General features: G+C 47.7%; 20 protein-coding genes and 1 pseudogene. 4 read left to right on the top strand and 17 right to left on the bottom strand.

Going from position 1 to position 18,494, the window contains the following annotated elements; translation table 11 throughout:
• Positions 1 to 96 precede the first annotated feature (96 nt).
• Positions 97 to 1,193 (top strand): annotated as a pseudogene (trmA, locus tag ELR70_RS06630) (tRNA (uridine(54)-C5)-methyltransferase TrmA).
• A gap of 58 nt (positions 1,194 to 1,251) precedes the next feature.
• Here trmA and ELR70_RS06625 read toward each other — a convergent pair.
• The 4 genes from ELR70_RS06625 to ccoG form a co-directional block, all read right to left on the bottom strand.
• Positions 1,252 to 1,887, bottom strand: a complete 636-nt coding sequence (locus ELR70_RS06625) for a thiol:disulfide interchange protein DsbA/DsbL (RefSeq protein WP_054017557.1) — start codon at positions 1,885 to 1,887, stop codon at positions 1,252 to 1,254.
• A 12-nt stretch (positions 1,888 to 1,899) separates the two neighbouring features.
• Complete coding sequence (locus ELR70_RS06620; protein ID WP_054017556.1) at positions 1,900 to 2,523, bottom strand: thiol:disulfide interchange protein DsbA/DsbL; 624 nt, start codon at positions 2,521 to 2,523, stop codon at positions 1,900 to 1,902.
• A 19-nt stretch (positions 2,524 to 2,542) separates the two neighbouring features.
• A complete protein-coding gene (locus ELR70_RS06615) occupies positions 2,543 to 3,517 on the bottom strand; it encodes a serine/threonine protein kinase (RefSeq protein WP_054017555.1) in 975 nt (324 codons plus the stop codon).
• A 113-nt stretch (positions 3,518 to 3,630) separates the two neighbouring features.
• Positions 3,631 to 5,058, bottom strand: coding sequence for a cytochrome c oxidase accessory protein CcoG (gene ccoG, locus ELR70_RS06610; protein ID WP_054017554.1), 1,428 nt, complete (start codon positions 5,056 to 5,058; stop codon positions 3,631 to 3,633).
• Between the two features lie 233 nt (positions 5,059 to 5,291).
• On the opposite strand from ccoG, the gene ELR70_RS06605 reads away from it, so the two are divergent.
• Positions 5,292 to 5,648 carry a hypothetical protein gene (locus tag ELR70_RS06605; protein ID WP_054017553.1) on the top strand — a complete coding sequence of 119 codons (357 nt, stop codon included), beginning with the start codon at positions 5,292 to 5,294 and terminating at the stop codon, positions 5,646 to 5,648.
• Positions 5,648 to 5,851 carry a hypothetical protein gene (locus tag ELR70_RS06600; protein WP_054017552.1) on the top strand — a complete coding sequence of 68 codons (204 nt, stop codon included), beginning with the start codon at positions 5,648 to 5,650 and terminating at the stop codon, positions 5,849 to 5,851. The genes ELR70_RS06605 and ELR70_RS06600 overlap by 1 nt, the downstream gene beginning before the upstream one ends.
• Positions 5,852 to 5,856: 5 nt before the next feature.
• Here ELR70_RS06600 and ELR70_RS06595 read toward each other — a convergent pair whose 3' ends face one another.
• The 13 genes from ELR70_RS06595 to gspC all read right to left on the bottom strand — a co-directional run bounded on the left by ELR70_RS06595 (position 5,857) and on the right by gspC (position 17,840).
• A complete protein-coding gene (locus ELR70_RS06595) occupies positions 5,857 to 6,432 on the bottom strand; it encodes a UPF0149 family protein (protein ID WP_054017551.1) in 576 nt (191 codons plus the stop codon).
• Between the two features lie 3 nt (positions 6,433 to 6,435).
• Positions 6,436 to 7,194 carry a type II secretion system protein N gene (locus tag ELR70_RS06590; protein WP_054017550.1) on the bottom strand — a complete coding sequence of 253 codons (759 nt, stop codon included), beginning with the start codon at positions 7,192 to 7,194 and terminating at the stop codon, positions 6,436 to 6,438.
• Between the two features lie 2 nt (positions 7,195 to 7,196).
• The gene (locus ELR70_RS06585) at positions 7,197 to 7,673 is read right to left on the bottom strand and encodes a type II secretion system protein M (RefSeq protein WP_054017549.1); all 477 of its coding nucleotides are present in this window, start codon (positions 7,671 to 7,673) and stop codon (positions 7,197 to 7,199) included.
• Positions 7,670 to 8,878 carry a type II secretion system protein GspL gene (gspL, locus tag ELR70_RS06580; RefSeq protein ID WP_054017548.1) on the bottom strand — a complete coding sequence of 403 codons (1,209 nt, stop codon included), beginning with the start codon at positions 8,876 to 8,878 and terminating at the stop codon, positions 7,670 to 7,672. The genes ELR70_RS06585 and gspL overlap by 4 nt, the downstream gene beginning before the upstream one ends.
• Positions 8,878 to 9,876 (bottom strand): type II secretion system minor pseudopilin GspK, encoded by a 999-nt coding sequence (gspK, locus tag ELR70_RS06575; protein WP_054017547.1) that lies wholly within the window; start codon positions 9,874 to 9,876, stop codon positions 8,878 to 8,880. The genes gspL and gspK overlap by 1 nt, the downstream gene beginning before the upstream one ends.
• Positions 9,857 to 10,567 (bottom strand): type II secretion system minor pseudopilin GspJ, encoded by a 711-nt coding sequence (gene gspJ / locus ELR70_RS06570; RefSeq protein ID WP_054017546.1) that lies wholly within the window; start codon positions 10,565 to 10,567, stop codon positions 9,857 to 9,859. The genes gspK and gspJ overlap by 20 nt, the downstream gene beginning before the upstream one ends.
• Positions 10,567 to 10,962 (bottom strand): type II secretion system minor pseudopilin GspI, encoded by a 396-nt coding sequence (gene gspI / locus ELR70_RS06565; RefSeq protein ID WP_200908233.1) that lies wholly within the window; start codon positions 10,960 to 10,962, stop codon positions 10,567 to 10,569. The genes gspJ and gspI overlap by 1 nt, the downstream gene beginning before the upstream one ends.
• Complete coding sequence (locus tag ELR70_RS06560; RefSeq protein WP_054017545.1) at positions 10,959 to 11,582, bottom strand: type II secretion system protein; 624 nt, start codon at positions 11,580 to 11,582, stop codon at positions 10,959 to 10,961. Before ELR70_RS06560 ends, gspI begins: the two co-directional genes overlap by 4 nt.
• A 5-nt stretch (positions 11,583 to 11,587) precedes the next feature.
• A complete protein-coding gene (gene gspG / locus ELR70_RS06555) occupies positions 11,588 to 12,013 on the bottom strand; it encodes a type II secretion system major pseudopilin GspG (RefSeq protein WP_054017544.1) in 426 nt (141 codons plus the stop codon).
• A 72-nt stretch (positions 12,014 to 12,085) separates the two neighbouring features.
• Entirely contained in the window at positions 12,086 to 13,312 is a 1,227-nt protein-coding gene (gene gspF / locus ELR70_RS06550; protein WP_054017543.1) for a type II secretion system inner membrane protein GspF, read from the bottom strand.
• Positions 13,312 to 14,799: a type II secretion system ATPase GspE gene (gspE, locus tag ELR70_RS06545; RefSeq protein WP_128064772.1), complete on the bottom strand. Its 1,488-nt coding sequence runs from the start codon at positions 14,797 to 14,799 to the stop codon at positions 13,312 to 13,314. The genes gspF and gspE overlap by 1 nt, the downstream gene beginning before the upstream one ends.
• 58 nt (positions 14,800 to 14,857) lie before the next feature.
• The gene (gene gspD, locus ELR70_RS06540; RefSeq protein WP_054017541.1) at positions 14,858 to 16,915 is read right to left on the bottom strand and encodes a type II secretion system secretin GspD; all 2,058 of its coding nucleotides are present in this window, start codon (positions 16,913 to 16,915) and stop codon (positions 14,858 to 14,860) included.
• A gap of 28 nt (positions 16,916 to 16,943) precedes the next feature.
• Entirely contained in the window at positions 16,944 to 17,840 is an 897-nt protein-coding gene (gene gspC / locus ELR70_RS06535; RefSeq protein WP_054017540.1) for a type II secretion system protein GspC, read from the bottom strand.
• A 241-nt stretch (positions 17,841 to 18,081) separates the two neighbouring features.
• On the opposite strand from gspC, the gene hslR reads away from it, so the two are divergent.
• Entirely contained in the window at positions 18,082 to 18,492 is a 411-nt protein-coding gene (hslR, locus tag ELR70_RS06530) for a ribosome-associated heat shock protein Hsp15 (RefSeq protein WP_054017539.1), read from the top strand.
• Positions 18,493 to 18,494: the final 2 nt, after the last annotated feature.

Below are 18,494 nucleotides of genomic sequence, written 5' to 3'. Positions count from 1 at the left end.
GTACAATAAAAGAGCAAAATATTTTGCTCTTTGCTGGACAAATCGAAAGTGCATCCTAAAATAGCGCCTCTTTGCATTAACTATGGTGGTTTTAATATGGCGGTGATCACGATTGACACTTCGACCTACGAGCAACAGTTGACAGAAAAACAACAGCGGATCAGTGCGCAATTTGCCCGCTTCGATGCGCCACAACTGGAAGTGTACGACTCCCCAAAAAGCCACTATCGCCAGCGTTGCGAATTCCGCGTCTGGCATGATGGAGACGATCTGTTCCACATCATGTTCGATCAACAGACCAAAGAAAAGATCCGAGTCGATCAGTTCGATCCGGCGCGCCTTTGGTCAATGAAATGATGCAGGTAATGATGGATAAGCTGCGCCACAACGAGATCCTGCGCCGTAAACTATTCCAGATTGATTATCTGACAACGCTCAGTGGCGAAGTGCTGATCAGCCTGCTTTATCACAAAGCGCTGGACAATGCCTGGCAAGAGGCTATGCAGGCTTTACGTAATGAGCTACAACAAAGCTATAAAGTCGACTTTATCGGTCGTGCCAGAAAACAAAAAGTGGTGTTTGGCGATGACTTTGTGACAGAGCAGCTTACAGTCAATGGCAAACATTACACCTACCAGCAGGTTGAAAATAGCTTTACTCAGCCCAACGCGGCAGTGAATGAAAAAATGTTGGCCTGGGCACAAGATCTTTGCGCTCCGCTGCAAAACGATCTTCTCGAACTTTACTGTGGTAATGGCAACTTCTCTATCGCACTGGCAGGTCAGTTTAACCGAGTATTAGCCACAGAGATCTCTAAATCATCGGTTCATTCTGCACAATACAATATTGCAGCCAATAAGGTGGATAACCTGGATATCATTCGTATGTCGAGCGAGGAATTTACGGCAGCCATGAAGGGTGAAAAACAGTTCTCCCGCCTCAAAGGCATAGACCTGCAAAGTTACAACTGCCAGACCATTTTAGTCGATCCACCTCGCGCAGGCATGGATGAGCTCACCTGTAACTTGGTCAGCCAATACGACAACATCATTTATATTTCCTGTAACCCGGATACGCTGGAACGCGATCTGGAATTACTATGCGACACGCACCAGATCTCACGCATCGCCATTTTCGATCAGTTCCCCTATACCCACCATGTGGAGTCGGGCGTCTTTCTGACCAGAAAATAAAGTGAATTTGAGGCATAAAAAAACCCGCGTTCATCGCGGGTTTTTTTCATCTTAAAGATTAGGATTTTTTCGCCAGATAGTTGATCAGAGCAGCAATGTCGTCCGGTGAAGTCACGCCAGATTCACGCGACAAGATCAGCTTGTATTTGCCGTTGACGATAAAAGTCGGTACACCCGTCAGCGCGCCTTTGTCTTGCATCTGCTCTTGTGAGCGCTTCATTTTCTTCGCTTTAGTGCGTACAGAGAAGCTCTTGTACAGTTTATCAAACTTCTCTGCAGACACGCCCTGAGCTACAAACAAGTCTTTAATGTCAGCAACCTCGTTGAACTTACCACGCTTGCCGTGCAAATGGGCAAACATCGCCGCAACGATCTTATCTTTTTGCGGTAATACAGACGCCGTCGCCAACGCATTGCTCATCATCTGCTGGATCTCAGGGTCACGTACACCGACAAAGTCAACGTGGCTTTTTTTGAATTTCACGTCGCCGTCGAGTTTTGGTTTGAACTCACCAATTAAGGATTCAAAGTTGTTACAGGCCGGACAATAAAACGAGAAGTACTCAGTTACTTCAGGCTTTTTGGTGCCCCGCTCTGCGACAACCTCATAATGCTTACCTTCTTGGAAATTGGCAGCGCTTGCCATCAAAGGTAATAATAGCGCCAATGCTGCGGCGCAAATTGATTTAAACATGGTCTGCTCCCATTATTTTTCTAGTAAGTGTTTAACCAGCTCATCCAGCTCAGCCTGACTGCTCAGCTCTCTCAGGTTAATTTTGTATTTGTCATTCACAACGAAAGTCGGCACTCCTGTCAGTGCACCAGCTTTGCTGAACGTCTCTTGCTTTTCAACCATGGCTTTTTCCGCGCTAATAACTGGCATACTGGCCATAGCTGCATCAAACTGCTCGCCACTGATACCATTGGCTTCCAGCAGCTTTTTGATGTCTTTTAGGTCTTTAAGCTGTACCTGCTGCACGTGAATGGTATTGAAGATCTGATCGCTCACCTGCTGTGCTTTACCATGGTGTTTAGCAATGATGTAGGCATAGCTCAGGTAACTTTGCACTTCAGGCGACAGCCCACCCAAGAAATTAACGTGGCTTTTTTCGAATACAGCACCCGCTGGCAGGCTTTTTTCTAGTGCTTTAGCTACCGGTTCAAACTGAAAGCAGTGCGGACAGTAAAAGGAAAAGAATTCTGTGACCTTGGCCGACTCACTCTTTGTCGTTGTTAATGTCTGGTAGTGTTTGCCATCCGTGAAGTCGGCAGCCATTGCCAGCACAGGCATACACAACGCAATTAGCGCAACCTTAATCGATTTTAACATTACTATTCTCTCTAAATTTTTATGGATAAAGACTGATCGCCGCTTCATCCAGTGCGGCAAGTTGTTCTTTTAACGCCAGGATCTGCTGTTCCCAGTATTTGTCTGTTGCAAACCACGAAAAGTTCCGGGGAAACGCCGGATCATGCCAACGTTTGGCCAGCCACCCCATGTAATGCACCATACGCATTGCTCTTAGCGGCTCAATTAACGCCAGTTCGCTCGTATCGAACGAGGCAAATTCTTCGTAGCCGGATAACAGGGTATCAAGCTGCATGACCTGATTCTGCCTGTCACCACTTAGCATCATCCAGAGATCCTGAACGGCGGGCCCCTGACGACAATCGTCAAGGTCCACAATCATCAACTGTTCCTGAGACCATAGAATATTGCCAGCATGACAATCACCATGCAAACGGATCTGCTGGAATGGTGTGAATTTTTCTTCTGCTTTGTTAATTACCTGATCAAGCACCGTGGTAAACGCCAGCCGCAATGTTTCAGGCAAACACTCAGACGCCAAAATGTCCTTGCGTGGTTGATGCAGGTAACCGGCAACATTAATCGCGGGGCGGTGCACAAACTCACTTTGCTGTGCAACGCTGTGTAAACGACCAATGTAGCGCCCTAACATTTCCAGGTGATCCAGGTTATCCATTTCGAACTGGCGACCACCGACACTCGGAAATAAACAAAATCGATAGCCCTGATGCTCAAACAAACTTTGTCCGTCAACACGCAGCGGAGCGACAACGGGCACTTCGGCTTCTTGCAGAGCCAGTGTGAAATCGTGCTCTTCCTGGATCTGTTCTGACTGCCAACGCTCGGGCCGATAAAACTTGGCAACATAACGACGGTTATCATCAGCACGAAACTGATAAACCCGATTCTCATAGCTGTTGAGTGGCAGCAATCCGGATTCGGGATAGATACCTACACTTTCAACAGCATCGAGGATCAGATCGGGCGTTAAGTTCTGAAAACTGAAATCAGTCATAATTTTTACCTTTCACAGCCTTTCACCTCAATAGCGGTGGGCCAAGTAACAAAAAAGCGGGCTAACCCGCTTTTTATGAAGTAAATGAGTTACCCCATTGTACCCTATCTACGCTAACGACCCTTAAAAAAGTTCGTTGGCTGTGCGATGTACTCTTCAGGTTCGTCTTTCACTGTAATGACAAATTCAAATTCCGTCACCGGCAGCGTCAAATCGTACGGGTCGATCACAACCGATAAAGGCTGGTCGACGGTTGAGCCCGCCGCGATTTGAATTTCCTGTTTACCAATGATAGTGAAGTCAGACAAACCGCGAATGCTGATCAGGAAAGTCTGAGGCACCTGTGCCTTGTTGATCATTTTCAGCGTGTAGGTATTTTCCACCAGGCCCTCTACATTGACGCGGTAAAGTTGATTTCTGTCTCTGATGATATCCAGATCGAGTGTCTTACGCATCGCTACGTTAGCAACCAAAGCACCGCTTAATACAATCAATATCAGTAAGTAACCGATCAATTTCCCGCGTACTGCTTTGGTTTTGTCGCTGCCACTTTCCAGGTTACGCTCAGTTGTATACGAGATAAGGCCTTTTGGATAGTTCATTTTATCCATCACACCATCACACGCATCAATACAGGCACCGCAGTTTATGCACTCGTATTGCAGTCCATTGCGGATGTCGATACCGGTCGGGCACACCTGCACACATAACTTACAGTCGATACAGTCCCCTAGCCCCAGCGCTTTGGGATCTTCCTTACGGCCACGCGGACCGCGACTTTCACCACGCTCGGTGTCATAACTCACCGTAAACGTGTCTTTGTCAAACATAGCGGACTGAAAGCGTGAATAAGGACAAATATGCAGACACATAATCTCACGCATCCAGCCAGCATTGCCATAAGTACACAAAGTGAAAACCACCACGCTCAATGCTGCATATCCGGAGGCCGAGAACATTAGCAGATCGGGGAGTAAGTCACGGATAGGCGTGAAATACCCCACAAACGAAATAGCCGTATACAAGGAAAACAGCATCCAACTTAAATGCTTAGCTGATTTACGCCAGAATTTATCAAAGTCCATAGGCCGCTGATCAAGCTTTTTACGCTGATTGGCAGTGCCCTCTAACTTTTCTTCAAACCAGATAAATATAAAGGTCCAGACCGTTTGCGGACAGGTATAGCCGCACCACACCCTGCCATAGAAAGTAGTCACCAAAAACAAGGCGAATGCCGCAATCATCAGAATAAAAGCCAAAATGGTTAAATCCTGAGGCCACAACGTCAGACCAAAAATGTTGAACTTTTGCTCAAAAATATCGAACAGCACCGCCTGCTCGCCGTTGAAATTGATCCAGGGTAACAGCATGAAAGCCAGCATGCCGATAAAACCAATCTGCTTCCTGAGTTTCTGATGTAACCCGGTGACTGCCCTGACATAAATGCGGTTGCGTGGGTTAAACCTGTCTGGTTGTAAATCGTCGGGTTTATGGATTTTGACATCGACGGGGATATTCTTGACCTTAATTTGTTTGTCCATCACAGCTCCTTACGCGCCAGGGACAGGTACTTGCTACAGTGACCTCTATTTTATATGTGTAGTATATCAATCTGGATTAGATCTTGCTCATTTTAAAGGGAAAAGCCGACATAAAACAGCATTGCAACTAAACTAAGTAATAAAAAATTCCTAGCACTAAACTTGCTTTTATTTCCCTCATTTTATTACACTGGCGACATCTTTTAGCTGTTTAGATCAAAGTAGTTGCAGTTATGAAAAAGTACCTGATTTTAGTTGTGGTGATCCTAGCACTGTTCACCATAGACCACCCGAGCATCAAAGAGCCACGCGAGCAAATGATCCAGTATGGTGTAGACCTGCTTGGGGATACCAGCAAAGCCCAGTACAGTATGGCTGCGAAACTGGCCCGCCAGCAGATCAATAAAGAGCTGACTTTGACAGAGTCTGAGCAGTCTTACATCATGTCTGCATTGTCAACCAATGAGAAAATGAAGGTGTTTCACCTGAAGTTTTGTGAAGGCAATGAGCTGAATATGTATTTCTATGGTCCGAAGCTTCTGACTGTGTGTGAAATTGCTGCTGGTTCCTTGAAACAGGCGGGTTTGTAATGGACTTTTCTCAACTCAATAAAGCCAGGGCTAAGTCTTTTAATGACCAAAAGGCCCTGCTGAAGAAATTAAGCAAAGGTCAGACAGTATTATGTACTGACTGCAATCAGCCTGTTTTACTCGACCTGACCGGTGCTGAAGGAACTAAAGGCAGTGCCCATTGCGCTAAAGGCTGCACCAACATTGCACTTGATTTGATGTAACAGAGTTACTCGTTATACAGGCCGCTGGCCAGAGCGACTTGCTCTATCAGTGCGGCATACCCTTGCGCAAAGTCGTTAGCAAGGCTAAGTTGCTCAGCACAAAAGGCAGCCATATCATGCCCCCCTTGCTGACAAAACTGTGCAACTTGCTGCTCTTGCAGACTGAAAAAAGCCAGCTGCTCAGTGGCCATTTGCAACGCCTGGAGTAGCTCTTGTGGTATACCTGAGGCACTCATCAGGCGTTCGTAGTAATGCTGGCTGGCCAGTAAAAATCCCTGACTCCACTGCTGCTTTTCAGCCCACAGAGACTGTGCCTGCACAGGCAGAGAAAACTGGCCAGAAAAAACCTGCTCGCTAATATGGTGATGTAATGCTAAAAAAGCGAACACAGTATGCTCTTCTAACGCCTCATCATTCAGACTCACCTCACTCAGCCATTGCTCAGGCTCTATCCCATCAGGACCACAAATAAGCGCAAACAGATAGCCTTCAACGCCACGCAGGCTCAAAGCTCCGGGGCGTTGCTCAAGATACTCGCTGAGCGCAGCCTGATGCTGCGCTTCGTAACTAAAGGTCATCATAGTTTATAAGCTTACCGGGTAACGTCCTTCGCTATCCGGACGCCCTAAGAATTTAACGGCATCGTGTACTTCTTTAGGTAAAGACGCCTCGGGTTTGATGTTGCCCGCGACACGGAACTGCATATTGGCGGCCAGGGTCGCATCAGCACGCAGTCCAAGGCGGTTTTCCGGGTCAACTGTCACCGCGATATCACCAGACTTACAGGTCAATGCACCACTCATATCACCGATACTAAACCAGCCTGTCAGACCTTTGATATCAATATTCGGGCTACTGATCTCACCATTAAGTGCTTCACAATAAGGCTGCCCGCTACGGTACTCATCAATACTCAGGATCACACGACCTTTCGCTTCCACAGGCAGCGGCAGTGTCACCTGTTGCATGGCCTGCTCAACACTGAAGCGCAGTATCGCGTTATCCAGTTTTGCCGACTTATCCAGCAGTGACATCGAGAAATTACTATTGCCGGAGATTTCTTCTAATGTTCTGGGTGAACCAAAGCGCACTTTCCCCTGCAGCTGGCCAGTTAGTAATCCCCAACCATTAAGCTGCCAGGTGACATCATTGAGCTGAACATTTTCATAGCGTACTTCGCTGATCCGTCCTTCCCACACAGAGCCAGACACGGCACCAACAGACAGCGCTCGTGGCAGCGCACCTTGTGACAATTGTAAAGCGACACTGGCAGGCATAGTAATTGCGACAAACACGCTAAACGCCAGCAAAAAAACCAGTACCAGACTGATGATCTTTTTCATACTTATTTCTCTAATACCAGACGACTAACTCGAACATATCCGGGGGCATCTTCTTTGCCCAAATCCAGATTAGCCACTTTAACACCATGCTGATTGGTCAGCTCGTCCAGCCAGGCAATCAGCTGGTTAAACTCTACGTTATCGATATTTACACGTAGTGAGTTATCACTGGGTTGCATTTTGCTAATAGCAATTTTATATCGACCGCGAGTACGGTTGACCAGCTGAGTCAAGTTAACATTGCCCACTGAGGCGCGACTTGAGCTCTGGCTCTTCAATTGCGTCACACTTTTACTTACCCAGGAAACCAAGGCCTGCTGCTTATCGACTTCTTTTTCTGCTTTTTCAACCGCATTGTTCAGCGGACGAATTATGCCCATTACCAATACAAATACGCAGAACACAACCCCAGCAACAATTAGCAACTTTTGCTCCTGCTCTTTGAGGGACTGCCAATAATTGATCACTTGCTGTTTCATGCTGCACCTCGAATGCGGATCTCACCGATCACGTAATCGCCATCATTATTCAGTGCGCCTTGCTGCACTGTCATACCACGCTGCTCAAGGATACTCTTTACCTGACCAAACACCTGGAAGCCATTTGCTTTGGCACGGATCCTTAATTCATTACGACGTTGATCATAGCGTAAGGTCTCAGGTTCAAAGTCTTTCACCTCGTCAAAAACCGTCACAAAGTGGTTTGTCAACTCAAGAAACCCGCCCTGCTGCTCACCAGATAAACTGTTCAGCTCGTTCTGTATTTGTTTCTTTAACAGGTGTGGACGTACGACCTTATTCGGGAATGCTTGCTTGTAACTCGCAACAGCCTGAGCACTGAGTTCATCGGCCTGATTCTGTAGCAAGAACAGCTGAGTCGATTTGACTGCAATGAAACACACTAATGCGACCGAGGCCGCAATCAAGCCACTGCGCCAGTCACGCCACCATTGAGGCTGCTTCTTCTTCGCGGCAAATTTACCCTGACGTAGATTAAAAGCCTCATGCTCCAGCTGCTTGGCAAACAGTGCAAGGGGTAAGTCATACTCACTTTCCATTGCTTCTAATGTCTTTTCAGACTCCAGCGCCTCTCCTGGGCTAAAATGCTGAATACGCTCAGCAGGCAATAAGCTCAAGTAACCTGCTAGCCAGTCCGGTTCGACACCGCTCACCTGCCATTCAGCCGTGCGGAACAACCACTGCGTGCCCAGTTCAATGGCACTAATGGCATTTTCTGGTGGTACAGGCAGTAACAGCGCATCAGGTATCAAACGCTGAACACTGATATCAAAATCGTCAAATAATGCCATCCAGGCTGCCAACCAGGCCTTGTCACACAAAGCAACATCTATGGTGTGCTGCTCATCACGCTGACCTGCTTTACCAACTGCAATAAAGGCCTTATCAATGTCACAGGCTATTTGCTCTTCCAGCATAAACGGCAGAGCCTGTTCCAGCTTACGATTCCATTTTGCCGGTAAATCAATTGTTTTTAACTGCACGCTAGAGGCTGGCAGCAACACTGCAACCGAGCGGCTTTGTGCTTTTTCGCTTAGCTCACCGAGCAGTCCGGCATGCTCCAGCTCACCGCTGGCAATGATCTGTGCATCTTGCACCGACCAGACCAACCAATGAACAGGCTCTTGTTGTGAGTGACCCACACGGATCATCAATTTTTCTGACACTAAACGCCTCCAAATTTACGCGCTAGGATGCTCGCCCGACCCTCTTTTATTTCGATTATTGAGGTCAGGCGAAACAAACGCTCATCGAACTGAGCCTTTGCTCGTAACTTAAAATAATTGCTTGAGATAGTAAAAATTTTCTCGTTCTTTTGCTTATCTGAAGCGCCTTGATTTGCGGCTTCAGCGTAAAACTCCTGAATAGAGTCAAAGCCTTTTTCCGGTCGGGCAGAAATAATCGCCTCCGCGCCAGATTGACTTAACCCTTCCATCAACGCACTCAATAACAACGCTTGCTCAGGCTGTATCGTATTGACGTTAATAGCCAGCTCAGTGTTACCAGGAATCACACACACATAAGGTAATAGCTTTTCCATCACTAGCGGGTTAAACCCTTTGATGATCCTCAGCTCACTGACCGACGCAAACAAATTATTCGCTGTCAGATATGGGGTTCTGAGAGACATATATTCATCTTCTTCTGCGCCTGAGCGGAACGTGATGCTGTCATCGTCCAGCCAGTCATACACACTGTCAGCCATCGCTTCTTCGCTTTCTTCACTGGGCAGATCCTCAATGTTCTTCAACAGTTCAAGCAGCGCTTTGTGTGCTGGGTTCGTCTCGTTCCGTGACCCCGTATTCTTCGCTTTGGTCCGTAATGCATTGAGGTTTAAGCATGCCTGTAAGTCAGTGATCTGGCCGCTCAAGGTGCCGTGGTCGACCGGATAAGGCACTTCTTCCAGTGCCCAGGGCTGGCCAAGGTGCACTTTATCTGGCTCATCTTTTCGACTGTCCAGTAAGACTTTCTTCACCAACTCTTCTGCTCCGTAGCTATACCATTTTGCCTGTTGGTGAGTTTGCAGATTGGTCGCTTTTTGCACCTGGACCATCAGGTTCATGGTCATTTCTGTCGCAATCGTCGCGGCCAGGGCCACGATGAATAGAACGATGACTAACGCTGCACCACGTTGAGATCTCACGCTAGCCCCTCCTTTGTCCATCATCATCATTCTGATCGCCGCTATTACTATTATTCCCGTTGCGATTATCATCATCGCTGCTGGCCTGTTTAACCTTTCCGTCGCCCGGAGTTAAGAAAATACGCCGGATAGGCTCAGCATCTTTTTGTTGCACTGTGACGGCGACCGCCAAAGGCAGGGCTTTAATATCCCAGTTATTTTGCCACTTTTGCTTTTCGTCAAGGAATTCAAACTTGAGTTCCTCAACATTTTCAAGGATCACCTGGCTACGAGGTTCTGTACCGTCCAGCTGATCAACATAAATTCGGTAAATACGCTCAAGGTTGTCATCTACAACCCGATATCCGACGGCCTGTAGCTCAGAGCGAGGCAGAAGACTGATCGGATTCGTCCAGCCGTCCCGAACAAAGGCAATACCATCGTACTGGCTGTTTAAATTGTAACGACCATGGAGAATGTAAGTTGGGCTGAAATCTCCAGCTTCATTACGCACCTCTCGCTTGGTCATCTGGTTGAAATCCTGATCCATCAAACGAAACATCGTCTGTAATGACTCCAGTTCAGCCACGGTTTCCTCTGATGCCTCTTTCGCTCTGAGTGTGGTATCGAGGATCTGATGTGTAGCCGTCACGACCATAGCAAGAATAGCTAACGCCAGTAACACTTCTATCAGGGTGAAACCACCTTGCCGGACAGGGATATGCATCTGCATTACCGCTTCCCTTTCTTGTAGATAAAGGTGGTCAGGTCATACACCGAATGTTCACGTTTTTCATCAGAAAAGACTTCAATTGTGACTTTGACAAAAGTCGGATCTGCTGTTGCAAGAGTGGACTGAGACCAATACCAGGTTACTCCGCCCATTTCCTCGTCGCCCTTAAGGCCATTTCTGACTGCCCCTTCTTTGGCGCCAGCACGCATCATTACCAGACGATTTTCCGCAACCCAGGATGCATAAGCCTGCTGCTCCAGCGTACCAATATGATTGATATGCTCACCCGTTGCCTGCATCGCGGCGATACCGGCTACAGCACAGATACTGAGCGCAACCATCACTTCAAGAAGTGTAAATCCGACTTGTTTTGTTCTTGCAATCAGGCCGTTCATGAGTCTTCCGGCTCCTTGCGTAAATTCACCGGCGCCATAAACTCACCTTCAACAAAGTATACAGGCTCACTTTGTTCCTCGAGCTCCAGGCTGAGCTGAAATGCACTCACCTCTCCCGACGAGAGTAGCAATACCTGAGGTATTTTTAATTTCTTAAGTTCCAGCAAACTTTCTTCGTCACCGGAGCCCATCAGCTCGCGCCAGTTGGCCTGCTCCAGCATATTGTCTTGTGCCCAGGCGAGATCTTCTGTGGTAAGTTCAATCTTGTACTCATCCGGATAGTCTATAGCCTGATAAAGTTCTTCCGCATCAAAAGTGGCCCACTTTTCACCGTCAAACACCAGAAACTCAAGCTTTTTCTTGTCCAGATGAAAGCCCAGCTCAATTTGGTTGAGAATGGCAAATTCAGAGGCCATGTTAATCACACTGTGCAGTCGCAGCGCTTCGCGCTCCAGTTCTTCTTCCATATCGTCAGATAAAGTGTAAGTGACCAGATTGACTGAAAAGCCAATGATCACCAACACCATCAGTATTTCGATAAGGCTGAAACCGGCCTGCCGGCCGAGTTTTGGCGAGCGTGCTTGTTGCACACTCGGCTGAACATCTACTGCTGTGCGCATAAGAATTAACGGTCTTCTTCGCTGTCCCAGTTACCCAGGTCGTCATCAGTACCTACTTCGCCATCAGGTCCCATAGAGAAGATGTCGATCTTACCCATCTCACCCGGGCTAACCAACTGATAAGGGTTACCCCATGGATCTTCAGGCAATTTTGAAATGAAGCCGCCCTCTGGGAAACGTTTAGGCACAGGGTCAATGGTGGTTTGTGTAACCAGCGCTTCCAGACCTTGCTCTGTAGTTGGGTATTTTTTGTTTTTAAGCTTATACATTTTCATTGCGTCTTCAATCTGACGAATGTCCAGCATCGCTTTTTCTTTTGCTGCTTCTTCTTGCTGACCCATGATGTTAGGTGCCACGATTGACATGATCATCCCGATGATCACCAGAACCACCATGACTTCTAATAATGAGAAACCGGATTGTTTATTCACGTTATTTACCTCAATGCTGTTAGCGCATGGCAAAAAGCCAAGACGCAGATGTTATTTATGCAATTAATTTGACTACAGACCAATTGCTTTGTTCATCGCCATGATTGGCTGTAGGATAGCCATTACGATAAACAGCACGATAACGGCCATGCTTGCAATCATGGCGGGTTCGAGCAGTTTTAACGAAACGCTGACCATACTTTCGAATTCCCTGTCCTGGTTGTTGGCTGCACGCTCAAGCATTTGTTCCAATTCACCGGACTTTTCACCACTTGCAATCATATGAAGCATCATGGGCGGAAATAGCTTTGTTTGTGCCAGTGCAGCCCGCAGACTCGCACCTTCACTCACATGGGTTGCCGCTTCAGTGACAGCGGCTTTGATTTTTTCATTTTCCAGTACCTGACCAGAGATTTTCATACCCTCTAACAATGGCACTGAACTCGAGGACAAAATACTTAAAGTGCGGGCAAAACGAGCTGTATTGATCCCCCGGCTGATTTTGCCAATGCCGGGAAGCTGCAATAGCTTGGCATCATACCAAAAACGAACCTTGGGCCTTTTCAGTGCTTGTTTGCTCAAAAATACACTACCAAATATCACCACCAGTGAAATCATCCAATACGCCTGCACAAAATTACTGGCGGCCATTACCCACTCAGTAGTCCAGGGCAGTACCTGTTTGGATTTCTCGAAGGTTTTAAGGATTTTCGGTACTACGGTTCCCAACAGAACCGAGACTATTGCAATGGCAAAGATCACCAGAATGGTTGGATACACCATCGCCTGAGTGATCTGGCTACGCATGTGCTGTCGCTGTTCGGTGTAATCAGCAAGACGATTAAGTACTTGGTCCAAATGACCAGACTTTTCGCCCGCCGCGACCATAGCACGATAAAGATTATCAAAGACATGCGGAAACTCAGACATACCATCGGCCAGCGTGTAACCTTCCACCACCTTGGAACGCACAGCCATCAGCATCCGCTTAAGTCGTGGCTTTTCACATTGCTCAGCAACGGCCATTACCGCCGCTTCTACTGGGAGAGAGGACTGTATCAGGGTTGCGAGCTGGCGCGTGATCAGGGCGATATCAGATACCGAAGGCTTGTAACCTCGCGTTAAGGTAAAGCCGCCTGAGCTGGCCGACTTTTCCTTTTCCGCAGCCGGAGACACCTCCAGCGGCATCATGGCTTTTTCGCGCAACATCTGGCGGACCTGTTTGGCGGTGTCCGCCTCCAGAATGCCTTTTTTCTCTTTTCCTTTGCCGTCTAAAGCACGATACTCAAACGCAGCCATTAGCCTTCCTCACGGGTGACCCGCATCACCTCTTCCAGCGTCGTTTGGCCTTTTAGTACCCGCGCACACCCATCCTGACGAATACTCGGACTGAAAGTACGAATGTACTTTTCTACCGACTGCTCACCTTTACCGTTGTGGATCAGCTCACGAATGTGCTCGTCTACTATCAGTAGTTCATGAATACCGGTTCGACCCTTGTAGCCATTGAAATTACATTCTTCACACCCTACTGCACGATAAATGGTGGTTTGCGACCCTTTCTCAACACCTAATAGTTCACACTCGCGATCGTCCGCCAGATGGGCTTCTTTACAATTCGGGCATAAGGTTCGTACCAGTCGTTGTGACAGTACACCTAACAGTGATGAAGACAACAGGAAAGGTTCAACACCCATATCTTCCATCCGGGTAATCGCACCCGAGGCCGTGTTCGTGTGCAGCGTTGACATTACTAAGTGACCAGTCAGAGATGCCTGAACACCGATTTGTGCAGTTTCCAGATCCCGGATTTCACCCACCATCACCACATCGGGATCCTGACGCAAAATAGCGCGCAGACCACGGGCAAAGGTCATATCTACTTTCGGGTTAACCTGAGTCTGACCAATCCCCGGAATTTCATATTCAATAGGGTCTTCGACGGTCAGTATGTTGCGATCTCTGGAGTTGATCTGCGTCATACCTGCGTACAAAGTGGTACTTTTACCGGAACCCGTTGGGCCGGTAACCAGAATAATACCGTGTGGCTTGGCGATAATCTCAGCAAACAGTTCACGGTTGCGCTCGGTCATACCCAAATCTTCCAGATTCAGACGCGCATTGTTCTTATCTAACAGACGCAATACAACTCGTTCGCCAAAACTTGAAGGCATAGTCGATACCCGTACATCAACGGCACGACCGGCAATCCTCAGGCTGATCCGGCCATCTTGCGGTACCCGTTTTTCGGCGATGTCGAGCTTAGCCATTACTTTGATACGTGATACCAGCAATGAAGACAACTTGCGATTCGGCTTGAGAACTTCTTTCAGCACGCCATCCACCCTGAAGCGGATCACCAGCTCCTGTTCGAAAGTTTCGATGTGAATATCCGAAGCGCCTTCTTTGATCGCTTCACTGAGCATGGCATTGATCAATTTAATGATCGGTGCATCATCATCGGCTGCCAGCAGATCTTCCGTTTGCGGCATTTCTTCAGCCAATGAGAACAAATCAACTTCGTTTCCGATGTCTTCCATCATTTGCTGAGTTTCAGAGCTGTCGCGCTGATAAGACGCTTCAAGTAGCAGCTCGAACTTATCGTCGTCCAGCTGCTCCAGGGTAAAGCCAGCCTGGGCAATTCGACGCACTTCGAGCAGCGCATCCAGCGAGGGCTGGCCCTTGTAGTAAACTTTCAATCCATCTGGCTGCTGACTCAGCAACAGGCTCTGACGTCTGGCATAGGCAAAGGGCAGACGCACATGTGATGCCGCTTCTGGTTCCATTGCCTCGTCCAGCGCAAGCGCCGTCTCGTCATGGCCGTCAATCAGTTCCTGTACTGCCTCAGTCATTGTTCTTCTCGTTTTGCTCGTTCAGAAACTCTTCATACGTTGGCGGTAGTACCATCGCATCGTCCCACTGTGGCAGAATTGGCGCATCCTGCAGCGGCATCAAATCAATACCATCTTCACGCTGCTTAGTCTGCTCACCACGGATAAACTTGTACTTAGCATGGCTCAGCTCGTTCATGCTGCGGCTGTCACGAACAATCGTAGGGCGAATGAATACCAACAGGTTACGCTTACGTTTGGTTGTGTTTGTTGACTTGAACAAATGTCCCAGGAATGGAATATCACCTAACAGTGGTACTTTAGAAACACTTTCCTGAACATCTTCATCAATCAGGCCACCCAGGATGACCATACCGCCGTCATCAGCAATTACTGTCGTATTGATAGCGCGTTTGTTAACTGAGATATCAACTGCTGTTGCACCACTGACGCTGGAAACCTCCTGCTCAATAGTCAGCTGTACCGCGGTGCCATCATTGATCTGTGGTGTGACTTTCAGTTTCACCCCCACTTCCTGACGGTCAACCGTCTGGAATGGATTCGAGTTATTCTCACTGGCAGTTGAGCCCGTAATGATAGGTACTTCCTGGCCGACAATCATGGATGCTTCTTCATTGTCCATGGTTGTAATAGAAGGTGTTGCAAGGATATTTGAGTTGGTATCGGTTGAAACGGCCTGGATGATTGCGCCCCAGTCGTTTTTCACCACGCCCATTGCCAGACCATTGATGCCGCCCAGCAAGGAACCCAGCGGTCCTAGGTCACCCTCTTGAGTTTCATCATATGAAGTAGATTTACCTGATTCCGTCCCTATTACGTTCTTAGTAATAGTCTTATCACGAGCCTGCTCAGCAGCCACAGCAAGCGCACCAACCGGCACGGTGGTACCATTATTAAACTGCAACATGCCGCCTTTTTCGGTGATCCACTGCAGACCGAAGTTGATACCATCCCCTTCCTGTACTTCTACCACGATGGCTTCAACAAGAACCTGAGCACGACGGACATCAAGCTTTTCAATGACACTGGCCAGTGAACGCATGGTATCCGGCTGTGCGGTGATAACCAGTGAGTTAGAGTCTTCGTGTGCTTCGATGCTCGTCTCATTTTGACTGCTACGAGAGCGAGTTTTACTACCGCCCTGCGCTTCTTCTTGCAGGGTTTTACTCACCCCTTGCAGCACTTTAACCAGCTCTTCAGCCTTCGCATAATCAAGATAGAACACCTGCGTATTGCCCTGGTTTTCCAGCTCTTCATCCAGACGTTTAATTAATTCAATCGCGCGGGTACGGGCTTGCACCTCACCACTGACTACAACACTGTTAGTACGGTTGTCTGAAACAATCTTAGGGATCAAAAACTCAGGGACCTGGTTTTTACCGCCGTCTTTATAAATTTTTTCGACGACCTGTACCACGTCATCGGCCGTCGCATGCTTCAGGCGTACGATATCAACTCGCTGGTCACCCGCCTGGTCAACCGATTTAATAATATTCACCAAGCGGTTTACCGAGGCTGCATGGCCTGTCAACATCATGACGTTAGCAGAGTTAAAGTTGGTTACGTGACCACCATCTTTTTGGTCACTGAACTGACGAATGAGCGGGCCGAGTTCCTGTACACTGACGTTTTTAACTTCCACAACCCGGGTGATCATCACATCCCCATTGTTGCTGGTACCGTCACCGACTAAAGGCACGTTGGCTTTTTTACCATCGGAGCTGCGCACGACTTTCAGCACCCCAGTTTCCATCTCGACAACTGCATAGCCGTATACTTCAAGTACATTGAGGAAAAACTGATAGTACAATGCTTCATCCATCAACTCATAGCTGCGGACATTGATGTTGCCCCGGACATTCGGGTCTATGATAATGGTCTTGTTGAGGTTTTTACTGATGATATTAATGAATTCGTTAATATCAGTGCCTTTAAAGTTGGCCGCATACTCAACCGCAGAAACAGACAAGGACAATCCAGCCGCAAATAACAGAGCTGCATACTTAGCTAACCCTTTTTTGATTTTTGTGAGGTGTAGCTTTCTACCCATGATTTTTATAACTCCAAAATTATAGTCTTTACAGGCTAAATTGCACATCGACAGTCTGGCCGTCACGTTCAATCGTGATATTGGCATCAGTACTATTTCTCAGCTCATTCATCGCTGACATAGCCTGTTTCATATCCGTGAGTTGGAAGCCATTAATAGCAATGGCGAGATCGTTATTTTTAAGCCCCATCTTCTTAAATAGTTCAGGGTCTTTGCCCGGACGTAAGCGATAGCCAACCAGCTGGCCATTACGTCGCTCAGGCGAAATACGAATGTAGTCGAACAATTTGCCCGGCTCAGCCAGCAACTCATCACGGCGCTGTTTTAGCTCTTCACGGGCTTTGTCACTGATCTGTTTTGGCTGGTTACGGTTAGCAGTACGGCGGGACTGTACCGGTGTGGCAACCTGGCGACTAAACTCAATACCGTCCAGCATCAGAGTTTCGAACCGACCACTGACATCAAGTATGACTCGATCAGGCAGCACCTGAGCCAGTTTTGCACGCGTTCCTTTAACGGGATCCTGCACCACATAGGTTTCCTGCCGACCCTGAGATTCAATAATCGCCAGGCCCGCGGCATCATTCTGGCTAACCGCAACGATACCTGTCAGGCGCACATTCAGTTGCGTTTCAGGCGCATCAGAAATCACCGGCTTGGGCGCTTCAACAACGGGCTTTTCGTTTGCCTTGCCAAAAATATTATGGCCAAGGATGGTTTGGCTGCTTACCGCTGCAGAAGTTTGCGCGTACATCTGCGACTGGGTGGGCAAAGGTTGAGTTTGAGGAACTGGCCAGATCAGCCAAAATAACTTAGCAAAAAGAAATGCGATATACACAACAGCCAAATACACCACCAAGCGGCTAAGCTTCGCATGGGGTAAGTCATGTATTAATTTTTGCAACTGTTGTAGCTGTAATTCCATATGTCATATTCTTATTCTGTTGAGCGCCTCAGTGTACCGCCTCGAATTCGATTCAACAAGCACGCGTATATGAAACTTTAAAGTAAATAGGTACAACTTAGAATACCTAACTGAACACAGTATTAACAGCGATTGTGGCTGAGATGTAACCACATCAGAGCGTGTCCAGATGCTTTTTTTGCCTCATCAAATGTGTTAAATTTCACCGATTAAATTAGCTTTGGGCATTAGTTAACGAATTGTGACAAAAGTCAATCAAGAAAACAACCTAAGCGAAGTGAAAGTACGCCTGGACAAATGGCTCTGGGCGGCACGCTTTTATAAAACCCGCACCATAGCCCGAGAGATGATCCAGGGTGGCAAGGTACACTACAACGGCCAGCGCTGTAAACCCAGCCGAACGGTTGATGTTGGTGCGGTGATAAAATTGGCACAGGGCTTCGATGAGAAGGAGATCACCGTGCTGAAGTTAATGGAAAAGCGCCAGAGTGCGCCCATCGCTCAGACACTCTATGAAGAGTCCGAAGCCAGCCTTGAAAAACGGGCGCAAAACGCCATAGCGCGCAAAAACAACAGTTTTTTTGCACCGCGCCCCGAGCATAAACCAGATAAAAAGCAGCGTCGCGAACTGCTCAAACTGAAATCTAGCTAGGA

It is taken from the genome of Pseudoalteromonas sp. R3, assembly GCF_004014715.1.
Taxonomy (GTDB): Bacteria; Pseudomonadota; Gammaproteobacteria; order Enterobacterales; family Alteromonadaceae; genus Pseudoalteromonas.
This window is presented reverse-complemented; position numbering and strand designations above follow the sequence as displayed.